Consider the following 13,641-nt stretch of genomic DNA (forward strand, 5'->3'; position numbering starts at 1 on the left):
CGCCACGATGCGTCCGGTGGGCGTGACCAGTGCGCCGGCGCCGCCACGCAGGCTGGAGAGGTGGGGCATGTTGAGCACGCGCAGCCGCTCGTCGGCGATGGCGAGGCGCACGCGAAGCTGGTTCTCGGCGAGCTGGGCGGTGGCCGACACGAGCTGCACCACCGCCGGGTGCATGGATTCGAGCGCCCCGCTGATGTCGATCGCACCGAGGATGTCGCCGGTGTCCGGGTCGTGGACGGGGGCCGCTGCGCACGTCCAGGTGTGATAGGCACGGACGAGGTGTTCTGCTGAGTGGATCTGCACCGGCGCGTCGACGGCGAGTGTGACGCCCATCGCATTGGTGCCGATCGCGTCCTCGGTCCACCGCGTGCCCGGCGAGAGCCCGACGCCGTCGGCGGCGTGCAGGAGCTTGAGCGCGCCCTCGCGCCACAGGATGGTGCCGTCGGCGTCGGTCACCAGCATCACGTGCATCGCCTCGTCGGCGATGCTCACCAGGGTGCTGCGCAGCAGCGGCATCACCGCGTTGAGCGGGTGCGCTGCACGGAGGTCGGGCAGGTCGGTGTCGCGCAACACCACGGGGGGTGTGCGCCGGTCGGGATCGACGTGCGCGGCCAGGCTGCGTCGCCATGACTCGGACACCAGCGAGCGGGCCGGGACTTTGGGCACGTCTCCGGCAAATACATCGTCGAACACCTTGTGGAGCAGGCGGGCGTGCTCGGCGGCGTCGTGCGCTTCTTGCGTCGTCATCAGCACTCCGAGCGTCATCGCCCCAGGACCGTCCCATCATCACGCAGTGATCCGCCTGCAAGCAACACCGGCCCGTTGCGCGTGCAACGTCCGGGCAACGTGAACGGTTCTAACCTCGGCTCACCATCCGACGACGAGGGCAGAGAGGTTCCCTGTGACGACGGACGCCGTGCTCGACATCCGCCCCGCCGTGCTGGAACCAGGCGCGGCCGGGAGGCCCCCCGCGCCGCGCCGAACGGCGCGGATCCTGGTTGTGGACGCCGAGGGGATCGTCCGTTTCGGGCTACGCCAGCTGTTCGCCCCGGACCCGCACCTCGCGCTGATCGGCGAGGCGGCCACACCGCGCGACGCGCTCGTGGTGGCCGACCGCTGCCCGCCCGACCTCGTGATCCTCGACGTCGACCTCGGCCGCGGCGACGGGGCGGGCGTCGACCTCGCGCGGACGCTGCTGGAACGCCACCGGGGAGTGCGGATCCTCGTGCTGACCGGGTGCCGCGACCGGGAGATCATGCTGCGCGCCGTCCGTCTCGGAGTGCACGGGTACGTGCGCAAGGGCGCCGACACCGCCGACATCCTCCGGGCCGTGCACACGTTGCTGCGGGGCGAGAGCGTGTTCGACTCGGGCAGCGGCGCCGGCGTCGTCTCCCCGGACGTCCCGCGGGACGACGACCGGCCGCCGGTTCGCGGACTCGGCTCCGCGATGCTGACCGAGCGCGAGAACCAGGTGCTCCGGTTGCTGGCCGTGGGCATGTCCAACCGGGAGATCGGGCGCCGGCTGGTGATCAGCGAGGCCACCGTCAAGTTCCACGTGCGCAACCTGCGGGACAAGCTCGACGTCCGCCGCCGCACCGAGATCGTCTACACGGCGACGCGCCAGGGCATCGTCTAGCGCCGGCAAAGTTCAGGAAAGCCACTTTCCTGCCCTCTCCGTTCCGGAAAGTGGCTTTCCTGAACTTCGCGCGGCCGTCTTCCTGTCCACCATGCGTGGTAGCCGTTTACGATGCTGGACGTGGAGCCGGCCGAGCGTGGTTCGTGGGAGCCCATCGTCGGTGCGATCGGGCCCAAGCTCCGTGAGGCACGCCAGCAGCTCGGGTTGTCGCTGCAGCAGCTCGCGGCGCGCTCCGACGTGTCGGCTGCGGCCATCCACAAGGTCGAGCGCGGCGACATGGTCCCCACCATCACCACCCTGCTGAAGCTCGCGACCGCGGTGGGCAGGCCGATCGGGCACTTCGTCGACGACGGGGCCCCGCCCGCTCCGGTGGCGACGCTGATCCGGGCCGGCGAGCGGCCGGCCGCGCCGCCGGAGTGGGCGCCCGCCGCCGAGGGGGTGGCCGCGGCGGCGGTCGCCCTTCCGACGGCGCGCCTGCCCGCGAGCGGTGTGGTGGCCGAGATCGAGCCCGGGGGTGGCAGTGGCGACACGAGGCCGCTGCGGCCGGGGGAGGAGGTGCTGCTCGTGCTGGACGGCGTGCTGCAGGTGGAGGTGGCGGGCGAGCGGTACCGGCTCAGCGCCGGGGACTCGTTGCACTACCCCACGGACCGCCCGCACCAGTGGCACAACACCGACGCAGCGCCTGCCCGGGCCGTCTGGTTCTCGGTGCGGTCGTGACGAGCGCACCGGAGACCGCCTCCCTCACCGAGATCGTGGACGCCGTGCTCGCCCATCCCGGGCTGCTGGCGAAGGCCGAGATCGGGTTGGTGGGCGAAGCCCTCGGCGCGGATGCGACGGGGGGCACCGACTGGCTGGGCGGCCCCGGTGACGACGGCGCGGTGGTCGAGGCGGCCGGTAACAAGGTGGTGGCGTGCGGGGAGGCGATCTTCCCGCCGTTCGTCAGCGCCGACCCCCACGGTGCGGGTTTCGCCGCGGTGCTCACCAACGTCAACGACCTCGCCGCGATGGGTGCCGAACCGCTCGGCATCGTCGACACGGTGGTGGCGTCCGAACCGCTGGCGCGTGCGGTGCTGGCCGGGATGCGGGAGGCCGCGCTGCTCTACCGGGTGCCGATCGTCGGGGGTCACCTCACCGTCCACGACGGGCCACCCGCGGTGTCGGCGTTCGGGGTGGGGCACGCGGCGGTCCCGCTGTCGGTCACCCGCGCTGCGCCGGGTCAGTCGCTCGTGGTCGCGGCCGCGCTCGACGGCGAGATGCGGGAGGACTTCCCGTTCTTCCCCGCGTTCCGGAGCCGGGGCGAGCGGTGCGCGGGCGACGTCCGGCTGCTCGGCGCGCTCGCCCGGGCCGGCACGTGCGTGGCCGCGAAGGACATCAGCATGGCGGGGCTCGTCGGGTCGCTCGCCATGCTCCTGGAGTGCGACGGCCTGGGCGTCACGGTCGACCTCGACGCCGTGCCCGCCCCGGCCGGTGTCGCGCTCACCCGCTGGTTGAACTGCTTCCCGAGCTTCGGGTTCCTGCTCTGCGTGCCACCCGGGCGCGAGGACGAGTGCCTGGCCGCGTTCTCCGGCCGCGACCTCGCCGCGGCCGTGGTCGGGGTGCTGGACGACACGGGCGAGCTCGCGCTCCGCTCTGGCGCGGAGCGGGCCACCGTCCTGCGGCTCGACGAGTTCCGGGTGACCGGGCTGCCGCGGTAGCTGCGGTCAGGGGCTGGCGACTCGCAGGCGTCGCCGCGGCGGTTCGACCGGGTCGAGGGCCGGGCAGATGCCGGAGCCGGCCGCCATGGCCATGTCCAGCGCTGCGGGCGTGGGGGCGGGCGCCGCGCGCAGGGCGATGTCGGTGGCCAACCCGAAGATCCGCAGCATCCGCTCCGGGTCGTGCCAGCGGTGCCGCTGGGCGAAGTCGAGCCACTCGTGCGGCGCGATCGTGGTGTCGGTGGGGTACTCCAGCTCGGCCCAGGTCACGGCCGTCTCGAACAGGTCGACCATGGCGTCCGGGTCGCTCTCCACGCGCAACAGCTGGTCGTGGTGGACATGGCGCGCCGGGTCAGGGCGGCACTGCCCGTGGCAGGCGAGCCGGGTGAGCCGCTCGGGCTGGTGCGATCGCGACACGGAGGCCTCCCGGGTAGGAACGGTCCCTCCGATGCTGACCGATCCAGCCGTTCACCCCGGTTGCGGTGATGTTGCGTGGAGGTGAACCCGGGAGCGGATGGTCAGCCGAAGAAGACCTCGGCCTCCGCGTACAGGGCCGGGTCCACGAGCTTCAGCTCCTTGGTGGCCTCCGAGAGGGGCACCAGTTCGATCTCGGTGCCGCGCAGGGCGGTCATCATGCCCCACTTGCCGTCGTGGACCGCGTCGATGGCGTGCAGCCCGAACCGGGTGGCGAGCCAGCGGTCGCGGGCGGTGGGGGTGCCACCGCGCTGGACGTGCCCGAGCACGGTCGTGCGGGCCTCCTTGCCCGTGCGCGCCTCGATCTCCCGGGCCAGGTAGTCGCCGATGCCGCCCAGCCGGACGTGGCCGAACGCGTCCTTCTCGCCCGTGCGCAGCACCTCGTCGCCGTCCTTCGGCTTGGCGCCCTCGGAGACGACGATGATCGGCGCGTAGTCGAGCTGGAACCGCGACTCGACCCACTTGCAGACCTGCTCGATGTCGAAGCGGATCTCGGGGATGAGGATCGCGTTGGCCCCGCCCGCCATGCCGGAGTGCAGCGCGATCCAGCCGGCGTGGCGCCCCATCACCTCGACGATCAGCGCGCGGTGGTGCGACTCGGCGGTGGTGTGCAGCCGGTCGATGGCCTCGGTGGCGATGTTGACCGCGGTGTCGAAGCCGAACGTGTAGTCGGTGCCGGACAGGTCGTTGTCGATCGTCTTGGGGACACCGACGACGTTGACGCCCATCTCGTGCAGCTTCGTGGCAACGCCGAGCGTGTCCTCACCCCCGATCGCGATCAGCGCGTCCACGCCGAGGTTCTGCAGGTTGCGCCGGATCTTCTCGACGCCACCCTCGAGCGCGAACGGGTTGGTGCGTGAGGAGCCGAGGATCGTGCCGCCGCGCGGGAGCAGGCCGCGCACCGCGGGGATGTCGAGCGGTTTCGTGAGCGCTTCGAGCGGCCCCCGCCAGCCGTCCCGGAACCCGAGGAACGAGTAGCCGTACTCCGGGACGCCCTTTCGGACGACCGCCCGGATGACCGCGTTGAGTCCGGGGCAGTCGCCGCCACCGGTGAGTACGCCGACACGCATGGGCTCTCCATCGATGCAGAAGCTCAGGTCGAGGACACGCTAGTCGCACCCGTGGTCATTGTCCCGCGGTCGCCCGGTCCGCCTCCTCCAGCTCGTCGTACGGGGTGACCAACCCGTCCCGGGTCGTCCGTAGCAGGTCACGGCGGTGCAGGAGCAGCTGTGCGAGTGCGAGGAGCAGATACACCCCCGCCAGGACGACGACGAGCAGCCGGTCGGCGTCGGTGGGCAGCGTGATGCTGGCGACGAACTGCACGGCGAACAGCACGAACAGCGTGATCGCGCCCCTGGCGGTGAGCCCCAACGTGACGAGCAGGCTCACCGCGAACAGCGACTGCGCAGCGGTCAGCAGCAGTTCGAGGCGTTGCTGGGTGTCGAGCGGGAGCCCGCTCGTCGAGCGGGACGCGACCGCGAAGACGATCGGGATCGTGCCCACCAGCAACGTCCACTGGTTGACCTTGCTCGACAGCAGCGTGCCCAGCGAGTCGCTCGCCTTGAGCCGGGCCGCATAGAGGCACGCGACGATCAGCTCCGGTGCCTCGCTGGCCAGGGGGGCGACCCACTGCACGAGCAGGAACTGGTCCACGCCCAACTGGCTGCCGGTCTGCACCAGGCCCTCGGCGAAGTGCTCCGCGCAGGTCAGGATGACCACGGCGGCCACGACGAACATGGCGATGTACGTGGTGCGTCGGGGGGTGCGGCCGAGGTCCGCGACCCAGGCCGAGGTGCCGATGAGGTCCGGTTCGGTCGCCGGTGCCCCGGCCAGCCGCACCGCGTACACCACGAAGATCCCGATGAGCACCACGGCGTCGAGCAGCGTGAGTGACGTGCGCAGCGGCAGGTGCAGGGAGTAGAGGGTGGCGATGCCGAGGAAGACGATCTCCGCCGACATCGAGCGCTGCATCGTGACCCGGCCGGGGGCCGTCGAGGCGCTGCTGTGGCGACCCGCGCGCCGGGCGCGCACCGCGGCGAGCGTGGCCACGAGGACGACCAGCGGCCAGCCGACGCCGACCAGTACCCGGTTGGCGCCGGTCATGTTGGCCAGGGCCAGCGAGCACGGGTTGGCCCCGCCGGGTTCGGGCAGGCAGGTTCCGTGCTCGGCGTAGACGTGCCCCGCCCGCAGGCTGAAGACGAAGTCGACTGCGTACTCGGGCAGCACGGCCAGCAGTGCGAGCAACGCGAGCGCGAACCCGGCGCTGATGTCGACCTGTGCGGCCTCTGCGGCCCACGACAGCACGAACGCAGCGCCGATGATCGCGACCCCGTAGACGGCCGCGGCCAGCGGCGGCGGTAGCACCGGGTGGGGGAGCCCGAGGTAGAACGCACCCCCTAGGCAGGTGCCCGGAAGTGCGACGAGTACGGCGATCAGCAGTGGCAGCGGCGGCCGGGGCCGGTTCGGGGGCACTGCGCCGTCGTACCCCGGACGCTACGAGGGCGAACCTCCTAGGCGACCTGGTCCACCAGCCCGTAGTCGCGTGCCTCCTGCGCGGTGAACCAGCGGTCCCGGTCCGCGTCCGCCGTGATGGTCTCGACGGACTGCCCGGTGTGGTGGGCGGTGAGCTCGGCGATCTCGCGCTTCATCTGGCCGAACACCCCGGCCCGGATGGCGATGTCGGTGGCGTTCCCGCCGACCCCGGCCGAGGGCTGGTGCATGAGGATCCGCGCGTGCGGCAGCGCATACCGCTTCCCCGGCGTCCCCGCCGAGAGCAGGAACTGCCCCATCGACGCCGCGAACCCGACGGCCCACGTGGCGACGTCCGGGGTGATCAGCTGCATCGTGTCGTAGATGGCCATTCCCGCGGTGACCGAGCCGCCGGGGGAGTTGATGTACAGCGTGATGTCGCGGTCCGGGTCCTGTGCGGTCAGCAGCAGCAGCTGCGCGGTGATCCGGTTGGCGATCTCGTCGTCGACCTCGCGGCCGAGGAACACGATGCGCTCCTCCAGGAGGCGGTCGAGCACCGGGTCGACCCCGGGGCCGGCCTGCGGTGCGGCTCGCAGCACGGGGCCGCGCAGCGCAGGGGGCAGCGGTTGGGGTGCCGGCGGCGCCGGCCGGCCGGGAGGTTCGGGCACGGGGCGGGGGTGAGGCGGCGGACCCGCTCGGTGGTGCAGGGGCTGGATCGACACGATGGTTCCTCCCGAATGCGTGAGCCCCGACGGTAGGGCCGGCGCGCCCGGCGGAGGAGCTCTGTTCGCTCTCGGCGGGTGCTGTTCGCTCAGCGAGATGCTGGTTTGGACACCGGGCCGGGTGGGGTACTGCGCGGCGTGCAGGATGACGCACGGTCCGTCGACGGGGCCCACGAACGTCCCCCAGACGCGAGCGACGAGCTGGTGGAGGCGGTCGGCAAGTTCGGTGAGGCCGTCGAGTACATCGAGCGCGCCCGCGGGCACCTCTACTCGTTGCACCAGCTCATCGGCCACGCCGACCTGCTGCTCGACGAGGTCGTGGACGGCCTGCGGGCCACGGGACACGACGATCTGGCCACGCAGGTCCACGACGAGCTGCTCGGCGCCAACGTGCTCCCCGGCCGGTGGACGTTCCAGATCGTCGAGGAGTTCGACGACGGCTACTACGCCGCCTTCACAGCGCTCGAGAAGCGGGTGCGCGACGAGACCATGCTGGGCCGCCGGCACGTGTTCGAGGCCGAGATGAAGCAGCGGCGGCGCACCCACGGCCGTCCGGGGCATGAGCCTGCTCCCGACAGCACATGAGCCCGCCACCTCCTGGTCATCTTCGCTCTTCCCAGCACTGGGGCTGATCACTTACGTTCGTCGCGTTTGTCCGGAACCCAGGAGGATGACCGTGGCTCAGCCCTGCCCGGATCATGCCGGCGCCCGCCCCGGCCCCGTCGCTCTGCCGATGCTCACCGACCACCCGCGACGCCACGGCCTCACCTGCCTCTACCGGTGTGGCAACGCCTGCGCGCACGACGAGCCGAACCCGTCGGGCAACGAGTACTTCGCCGATGTGCTCGCCCGCTCGGTGAGCCGCCGCGGCGTGCTGCGGGCGGGCGCGGTGCTCACCGTCGCCGCCGGTGCGAGCACGGTGTTCGCCGGCACCGCAGCGGCGTCCCCGGCCGCCGCGCCCGGCGGCGCACCCGGGGGAGCTCCGCGAGGGCTCGACTTCGAGCCGGTGGCGCCCAACACCGTCGACGCGGTCACGGTGTCGCCGGGTTACCGCAGCCAGGTGGTGATCCGCTGGGGCGATCCCGTGGTGCCCGGCGCGCCCGAGTTCGACTTCGAGAACCAGAGCGCCGTGGCGCAGGCCGGCCAGTTCGGCTACAACAACGACTTCTGCGGGCTCGTGCCGCTGCGCCGCGGGGGCGGCGAGTCGTACCTGATGTTCAACAACCACGAGTACACGATCGAGCCGCTGATGTTCCGCGGCTACGACGCGGAGAACCCGACGGAGGAGCAGGTCCGGATCGGTATCGAGGCGCACGGGCTCTCGGTGCTGGTGGTGGAGCGCGACCGGCGCACCGGGCAGATCACCCCCGTGCCCGACAAGACCTACAACCGTCGCTACAGCGGCAGCGCCGAGTTCGTGGTCGACGGCCCGGCGGCCGGGTCCGACCTGCTGAAGACCTCGGCCGACGAGACGGGGACCGTGGTCCTCGGGACGCTCAACAACTGCGCGGGCGGCGTCACGCCGTGGGGCACGTTCCTGACCGGCGAGGAGAACGTCAACCAGTACTTCGCGAACGCCGCCGCCGTCACCGACCCGGCCGGACAGGAGCGCGCCGCGCGCTACGGCCTGACCAAGGGCGCCTCGGAGCGCAAGTGGGAGCGGTTCGACCCCCGCTTCGACATCGCACAGGAACCCAACGAACCCAACCGCTTCGGGTGGATCGTCGAGGTCGACCCGTACGACCCGAAGGCGCGGCCGGTCAAGCACACCGCGCTCGGCCGCTTCAAGCACGAGGGCGCCAACATCCGGCTCACCCGCAACGGCCACGCGGTCGCCTACATGGGAGACGACGAGCGCTTCGAGTACGTCTACAAGTTCGTCTCCGACAAGGCCATGAAGAACGGCAACAGCCGCCGGGACCGGGAGCACAACCGGAGCCTGCTCGCCTCGGGCACGCTCTACGTCGCGAGGTTCACCGGTGACAGCCCGCCTGCGGAGATCGACGGCACCGGGACCCTCCCGGCCGACCACGCGTTCGACGGTGGCGGCGAGTGGATCAGGCTGGCCTCGGGGGACGAGTCGTTCGTCGACGGGATGACGGCCGAGGAGGTCTACGTCTTCACGCGACTGGCCGCCGACAGGGTGGGCGCCACGAAGATGGACCGGCCGGAGGACGTCGAGCCCCACCCGCACACCGGCAAGGTCTACCTGGCGCTCACCAACAACACCGACCGCGGCAAGGCCGGAGCGGCCCGCACCGCTCCCGCCGACGAACCCAACCCGCGCACCGTCAACACCCACGGGCACGTCATCGAACTGGTCGAGGCGGGGAACGACGCCACGGCGACGACGTTCGGGTGGTCGATCCTGCTGCTCTGCGGCGACCCGAACGACCCGGCCACCTACTTCGGCGGGTCCGACAAGAGCCAGGTCAGCCCGATCAGCTCACCGGACAACATCGCGTTCGACGGCCACGGCAACCTGTGGCTCGCCACCGACTCCGGCCGGGCGCTGGGCATCAACGACGGGCTGTACGGCGTGTCGCTGGAGGGTCCGACGCGGGGGCGGACCACCCTCTTCGCCACCGTCCCGGTGGGCGCGGAGTGCTGCGGCCCGGTGATCGGCGACGAGTTCGTGCTGATCTCGGCGCAGCATCCGGGCGACCTCGACGACGCGAGCCCGGAGGCGCCTGCGTCGCTGTTCCCGGACGGCCCCGGCAGCCAGCCGCGCCCGTCGGTGGTGAACATCTGGAGGGAAGGCGACGACGGAGGTCCCGGCCGGATCGGCCAGTAGCCCGTGTCGGCGGGGTACAGCTAGGTGTAGTGCCCATGAGCGTTGTTGACGGCGTGTCGGCTTGAACATGGCGAGACCTCCGGGCGAGGTGTGAGTTGTCGACGCTCACCACCTGCACGGAGGTCTCATGGCCCACCGTAATGCTCGTCTGACCGTGCACGGCCGGATGGTGCTGATTCAGCGGGTCTTGTCCGGGCGCCCGGTCGCGCACGTCGCTGCTGAACTCGGTATCTCACGAGCCACCGGCTACAAATGGCTGTCACGCTGGCGCAGCGAGGGCCCGGCCGGGCTGCACGACCGCCCCAGTCGAGCACACCGGATCCACAACCGGACCGCGCCAGCACTCGAGCAGCAGATCGTGGCGCTGCGAGTCGAGCGCAAGCTCGGACCCGCCCGCATCGCCCCGCTGGTCGGGCTGCCCACCTCGACCGTGCACGCGGTCCTGACCCGCCACCGACTGGCCCGCCTCGCCTGGCTCGACCGCCCCACCGGCACACTGATCCGCCGCTACGAACGCGCCCACCCCGGCGAACTCGTGCACGTGGATGTGAAGAAACTCGGCCGGCTCCGCGACGGCGGCGGCTGGCGCGTCCGCGGCCGTGACAGCCACGAACGCCGCCGCTCCCGCTCCGGACCTCGGGTCGGATTCGACTACATCCACGCCGCGATCGCCGATCACACCCGCCTGGCCTACGCCGAGATCCACCCCGACGAGAAAACCGACACCTGCGCCGGGTTCCTCCGCCGCGCCGCCACCGCCCTCGCCGACCACGGCATCGACCGGATCGAACGCGTAATGACCGACAACGCACTGGCCTACCGCCGCTCCCAGACCTGGCGCGACACCCTGGCCGACTTCGGCGCCACCGCCCGGTTCACCCGCCGCTACCGACCACAGACCAACGGCAAAGCCGAACGGTTCAACCGCACCCTGCTCGAAGAATGGGCCTAGCAACGCCCCTTCACCAGCAACACCGACCGCGGCCGCAGCCCTACCCACCTGGCTACACACCTACAACCACCACCGCGGCCACACCGCCCTCGGCGGCCAACCACCCATCAGCCGAGTCAACAACCCACCTGGGCATTACAGCTAGTCGCAGCGCTCGGCCAGCGGCTCGCCCTCGTCGGGGGCGCTGCGCTCGAACGAGATGTGCACGTGGTCGTTGTGGTTCTCGGTGTCGCTGCCGCGGTCGGACATGCGTTCCCAGCCGTCGCCGTAGTTCGCCCGCTGCTCCCAGAGCACGTAGGTGATCCCGAGCTCGTCCTGGTTGGCGAGCGCGCACTCGGCGATCCGGTCGCCGCGTTCGCCGCGGACCATCAGGTCGAGGGCGTGCCCGCTCGGGTGGTCGGAGCTGCGGCTGCGCTGAGCCACGCCGCCCAGGCGCGGCTCGTCGTAGAGGCAGCTGAGGAAGGCGGCGGCGTCGCGTACCCACGGCTTCACGCGGCCGAGGCCGTCGAGGTCGGCGTCGCAGTTCGCACTGGCCGCCCGGGCCGCGCGCTCGTCCTCGATCCGGCGTGCCACGTCGGCGAGGCCTGCGGCCTTGACGAGCCCGGCGACGTCGACCTGGGGGGGCTCGGGCTCGTCGGGCGCGCTGGACACCAGGACGACGCCGGTGCGCGTGCGGAGGTTCGGGTCTGCGTCGCCGTCGACCGGCTGTTCGTCGGAGGCGAGCCGGATCAGCGACGACTCGTCCGCCACGGCCCCCGAAACGGGGGCGGTGGCCATCCCGACCCCGGGCACCACGACGGCGAGCACGCCGCCCGCGGCGGCGGCCGCGTTCATGCCGTTGCGCACGGCGGTGGGAGTGGCGACGCGGTGGCGTGCGCCGGAACGACGGGGCGGTTCGGTGAGCGCACCGGGGAACGCGACCCCGGTTGCGGGTCGCGGGTGCGCGTACCGGCCGCTGGGGGAGCGGTGCCGAGACACGACCTGCCTTCCAGACCTCGTGACCCGGGCGGGCGTCCGGCTGGGGAACCGGTGGACGGGGAATCCGTGTCCGCTGGGGGAGCCGGGTCACTGACTGGTCGGCACCGACGATAACCAGTGATCACGCTCCGAAACAATCCGCTTACTCAAAGTGAGACGGACGTGGCGTGGCGTGCGACGAGCGGGCGTGTCGCAGCGACCATCAGCAGCCCCGGAGTTCTCCGCTGCCCTTGCCGGAGCCGAAGGAGACGTGGACGTGGTCGAAATGGTTGGCGGTCACGCCGCCGCGGTCCTCCATCGGCTGCCAGCCGTTGCCGTGGTTGATCTGCTGTTCCCAGATCACGTACGAGATGCCGAGCGCGTCCTGGTTGCGCAGCGCGCATGCCGCCAGCTTGTCGCCGGTGGCCCGGTCGACCATGAAGTCGATCGCCTTGCCGGACGGGTGGTCGGAGGTGCCTGCTCGGCCGGCCACACCGTGCATCGTGGGCTCGCCGAACCGGCAACCGAGGACCTCGGCGGCCGCGCGGACGTAGGACTTCACCGCGCCGAGGCCCGAGGTGTCCAGGCCGCAGTCCGGCGACGACAGCCCGGCGGACGAGACCTTCTCCTCCTCGGCCTTCCTCCGTGCCTGCGCGGCGCGCTCCTCGTCGGCGGCACGCTCGGCCGCGACCCGGGCGATCTGCTGCTCGGCGAGCTGCACGGCCTTCACGAGATCGCCGGCGTCGACCACGTCCGGATCCGGCACGACCGGCTCCACGGCGGCGCGCAGCAGCACGTCGGCGCTCTGGACCGGGACGGCCAGCGCGGCGGGCGCCGCCGTCACCGGTAGTGGGGACGCGGCTCCGACCAGGGAGAACGCGCCACCCGCGACGGCGACGACGGCGGCACCCCGATAGATCGGGGTGGGTACGGACCGGTGCGCGCTGCGTCCCACCGCGGGATGGCCGGTGGCCATCCCCGATGAGTTCTGGTGCGCGCGCCGGCCCCGGGGGGAGCGATGCCGAGCCACGACCTGCCTCCGGATCGACGGCTTCGGCTGGACGTCCGGTCGGGGGAGCCGGCGGGTGGGGAGTCCCGTGTCCTGTTCGTGACCGTGCCGTCACTGATCCGAGAGCGAACGTAGGCAACCCGGGCCGGACTTGTGCGTCTCAGCGGTGCCCAATGGGATGAAAGTGCGGCGAGCAGCGGCGAGCGGCGCGGTATCGCCCGCTCGGCTCAGGGGGTGCCGGCGCTCAGGGCGTGAACGCGCAGAACTCGTTGCCCTCGGGGTCGGCGAGGACGTGCCAGCCGATGTCGTCGCCGCGGGGGCGCAGCAGTCGCGCCCCGTGGGCGAGCACGCGGTCGAGGTCCTCGGCGGTGACGTCGATGTGCACGCGATTCTTGCCGACCTTCTCGTCCTCGGTGGGGCTGACGACGAACCACTCGAAGGGCGCCCCGGGGATGTCACCCACCGCCCACACCTTCTCGTCCTCCGACACGAGGTGGCCGCCGAGCAGCTCCGCCCACCACCTCGCGGTAGCGCGGGGGTCGTGCGCGTCCAGCACCAGCTCGTAGAGCAGCTGGTCGGGCGGGGTCTCGCGGACGAACGCGCAGAACTCGCCCCCGTCCGGATCTGCCATCAGCGTCCACGGCAGCGTGTCGTCCAGCACGGAGGCACCGAGCTCCACGAGCTCCTCGACCGATCCGGTGTGGATGTCGAGGTGCAGGCGGTTCTTCGCGACCTTCGGCTCGGGAACCTCGTTGACCCACAGGGTTTCCTGCGGCGTCGGGCCGGAGAGCCGGACGACCGTCCCGCGGTGCGTGTCGAGCTCCAGGCCGAGCGCCGCCGACCAGAACCGGCCCACCCGCGCGGCGTCCTCCGCATCGAGGCAGAGGTCCTTGTAGGCGGCGGGCGGGCCGGCGGTGGTCACCGGGGAACGATAGAA

General features: G+C 71.8%; 13 protein-coding genes and 1 pseudogene. 6 read left to right on the top strand and 8 right to left on the bottom strand.

Features of this window, described 5'->3' with window-relative positions:
* Nucleotides 1-747 (bottom strand): GAF domain-containing protein (locus HF577_RS12105; RefSeq protein ID WP_211174151.1); only part of this gene is annotated, 747 nt, incomplete at its 3' end.
* Between the two features lie 154 nt (nt 748-901).
* Between HF577_RS12105 and HF577_RS12110 the strand changes: the two genes are divergently transcribed.
* From HF577_RS12110 to HF577_RS12120, 3 genes are all read left to right on the top strand, one after another.
* Nucleotides 902-1,636, top strand: coding sequence for a response regulator transcription factor (locus tag HF577_RS12110; protein WP_312859093.1), 735 nt, complete (start codon nt 902-904; stop codon nt 1,634-1,636).
* A gap of 111 nt (nt 1,637-1,747) precedes the next feature.
* Entirely contained in the window at nt 1,748-2,353 is a 606-nt protein-coding gene (locus HF577_RS12115; RefSeq protein ID WP_169395902.1) for a cupin domain-containing protein, read from the top strand.
* Complete coding sequence (locus tag HF577_RS12120) at nt 2,350-3,330, top strand: AIR synthase related protein (protein ID WP_169395903.1); 981 nt, start codon at nt 2,350-2,352, stop codon at nt 3,328-3,330. The genes HF577_RS12115 and HF577_RS12120 overlap by 4 nt, the downstream gene beginning before the upstream one ends.
* Nucleotides 3,331-3,336: 6 nt before the next feature.
* On the opposite strand, the gene HF577_RS12125 is transcribed toward HF577_RS12120, so the two are convergent.
* From HF577_RS12125 to HF577_RS12140, 4 genes are all read right to left on the bottom strand, one after another.
* Nucleotides 3,337-3,744, bottom strand: coding sequence for a hypothetical protein (locus HF577_RS12125; protein ID WP_169395904.1), 408 nt, complete (start codon nt 3,742-3,744; stop codon nt 3,337-3,339).
* A 101-nt stretch (nt 3,745-3,845) separates the two neighbouring features.
* Nucleotides 3,846-4,871, bottom strand: coding sequence for a 6-phosphofructokinase (locus HF577_RS12130; protein WP_169395905.1), 1,026 nt, complete (start codon nt 4,869-4,871; stop codon nt 3,846-3,848).
* 55 nt (nt 4,872-4,926) lie between these two features.
* Nucleotides 4,927-6,273: a sodium:proton exchanger gene (locus HF577_RS12135; protein WP_169395906.1), complete on the bottom strand. Its 1,347-nt coding sequence runs from the start codon at nt 6,271-6,273 to the stop codon at nt 4,927-4,929.
* 38 nt (nt 6,274-6,311) lie between these two features.
* Nucleotides 6,312-6,869 (bottom strand): ATP-dependent Clp protease proteolytic subunit, encoded by a 558-nt coding sequence (locus HF577_RS12140; RefSeq protein WP_169395941.1) that lies wholly within the window; start codon nt 6,867-6,869, stop codon nt 6,312-6,314.
* A 261-nt stretch (nt 6,870-7,130) separates the two neighbouring features.
* Between HF577_RS12140 and HF577_RS12145 the strand changes: the two genes are divergently transcribed.
* The 3 genes and pseudogenes from HF577_RS12145 (at nt 7,131) to HF577_RS12155 (ending at nt 10,883) form a co-directional block, all read left to right on the top strand.
* Nucleotides 7,131-7,577 carry a hypothetical protein gene (locus tag HF577_RS12145; protein WP_312859094.1) on the top strand — a complete coding sequence of 149 codons (447 nt, stop codon included), beginning with the start codon at nt 7,131-7,133 and terminating at the stop codon, nt 7,575-7,577.
* A gap of 148 nt (nt 7,578-7,725) precedes the next feature.
* Nucleotides 7,726-9,786, top strand: a complete 2,061-nt coding sequence (locus HF577_RS12150) for a PhoX family protein (RefSeq protein ID WP_169395943.1) — start codon at nt 7,726-7,728, stop codon at nt 9,784-9,786.
* A 127-nt stretch (nt 9,787-9,913) separates the two neighbouring features.
* Nucleotides 9,914-10,883: pseudogene (locus HF577_RS12155) on the top strand (IS481 family transposase).
* On the opposite strand, the gene HF577_RS12160 reads toward HF577_RS12155, so the two are convergent.
* The 3 genes from HF577_RS12160 to HF577_RS39700 form a co-directional block, all read right to left on the bottom strand.
* Nucleotides 10,880-11,716, bottom strand: a complete 837-nt coding sequence (locus HF577_RS12160) for a hypothetical protein (RefSeq protein WP_169395907.1) — start codon at nt 11,714-11,716, stop codon at nt 10,880-10,882. The pseudogene HF577_RS12155 and the gene HF577_RS12160 sit on opposite strands and share 4 nt — an antisense overlap.
* A gap of 202 nt (nt 11,717-11,918) precedes the next feature.
* Nucleotides 11,919-12,671 (bottom strand): hypothetical protein, encoded by a 753-nt coding sequence (locus tag HF577_RS37440; protein WP_211174153.1) that lies wholly within the window; start codon nt 12,669-12,671, stop codon nt 11,919-11,921.
* Nucleotides 12,672-12,948: 277 nt separating this feature from the next.
* Entirely contained in the window at nt 12,949-13,626 is a 678-nt protein-coding gene (locus tag HF577_RS39700; protein WP_169395908.1) for a VOC family protein, read from the bottom strand.
* Between the last annotated feature and the right edge of the window lie 15 nt (nt 13,627-13,641).

The sequence above is a fragment of the Pseudonocardia xinjiangensis genome (assembly GCF_012911925.1).
GTDB classification, from domain to species: domain Bacteria; phylum Actinomycetota; class Actinomycetes; order Mycobacteriales; family Pseudonocardiaceae; genus Pseudonocardia; species Pseudonocardia xinjiangensis.

Coding starts and splice junctions, on each gene's coding strand:
- HF577_RS37440 (WP_211174153.1), bottom strand. CDS start 12,671: ATGGCCACCGGCCATCCCGCGGTGGGACGCAGCGCGCACCGGTCCGTA.
- HF577_RS12150 (WP_169395943.1), top strand. CDS start 7,726: ATGCTCACCGACCACCCGCGACGCCACGGCCTCACCTGCCTCTACCGG.
- HF577_RS12130 (WP_169395905.1), bottom strand. CDS start 4,871: ATGCGTGTCGGCGTACTCACCGGTGGCGGCGACTGCCCCGGACTCAAC.
- HF577_RS12115 (WP_169395902.1), top strand. CDS start 1,748: ATGCTGGACGTGGAGCCGGCCGAGCGTGGTTCGTGGGAGCCCATCGTC.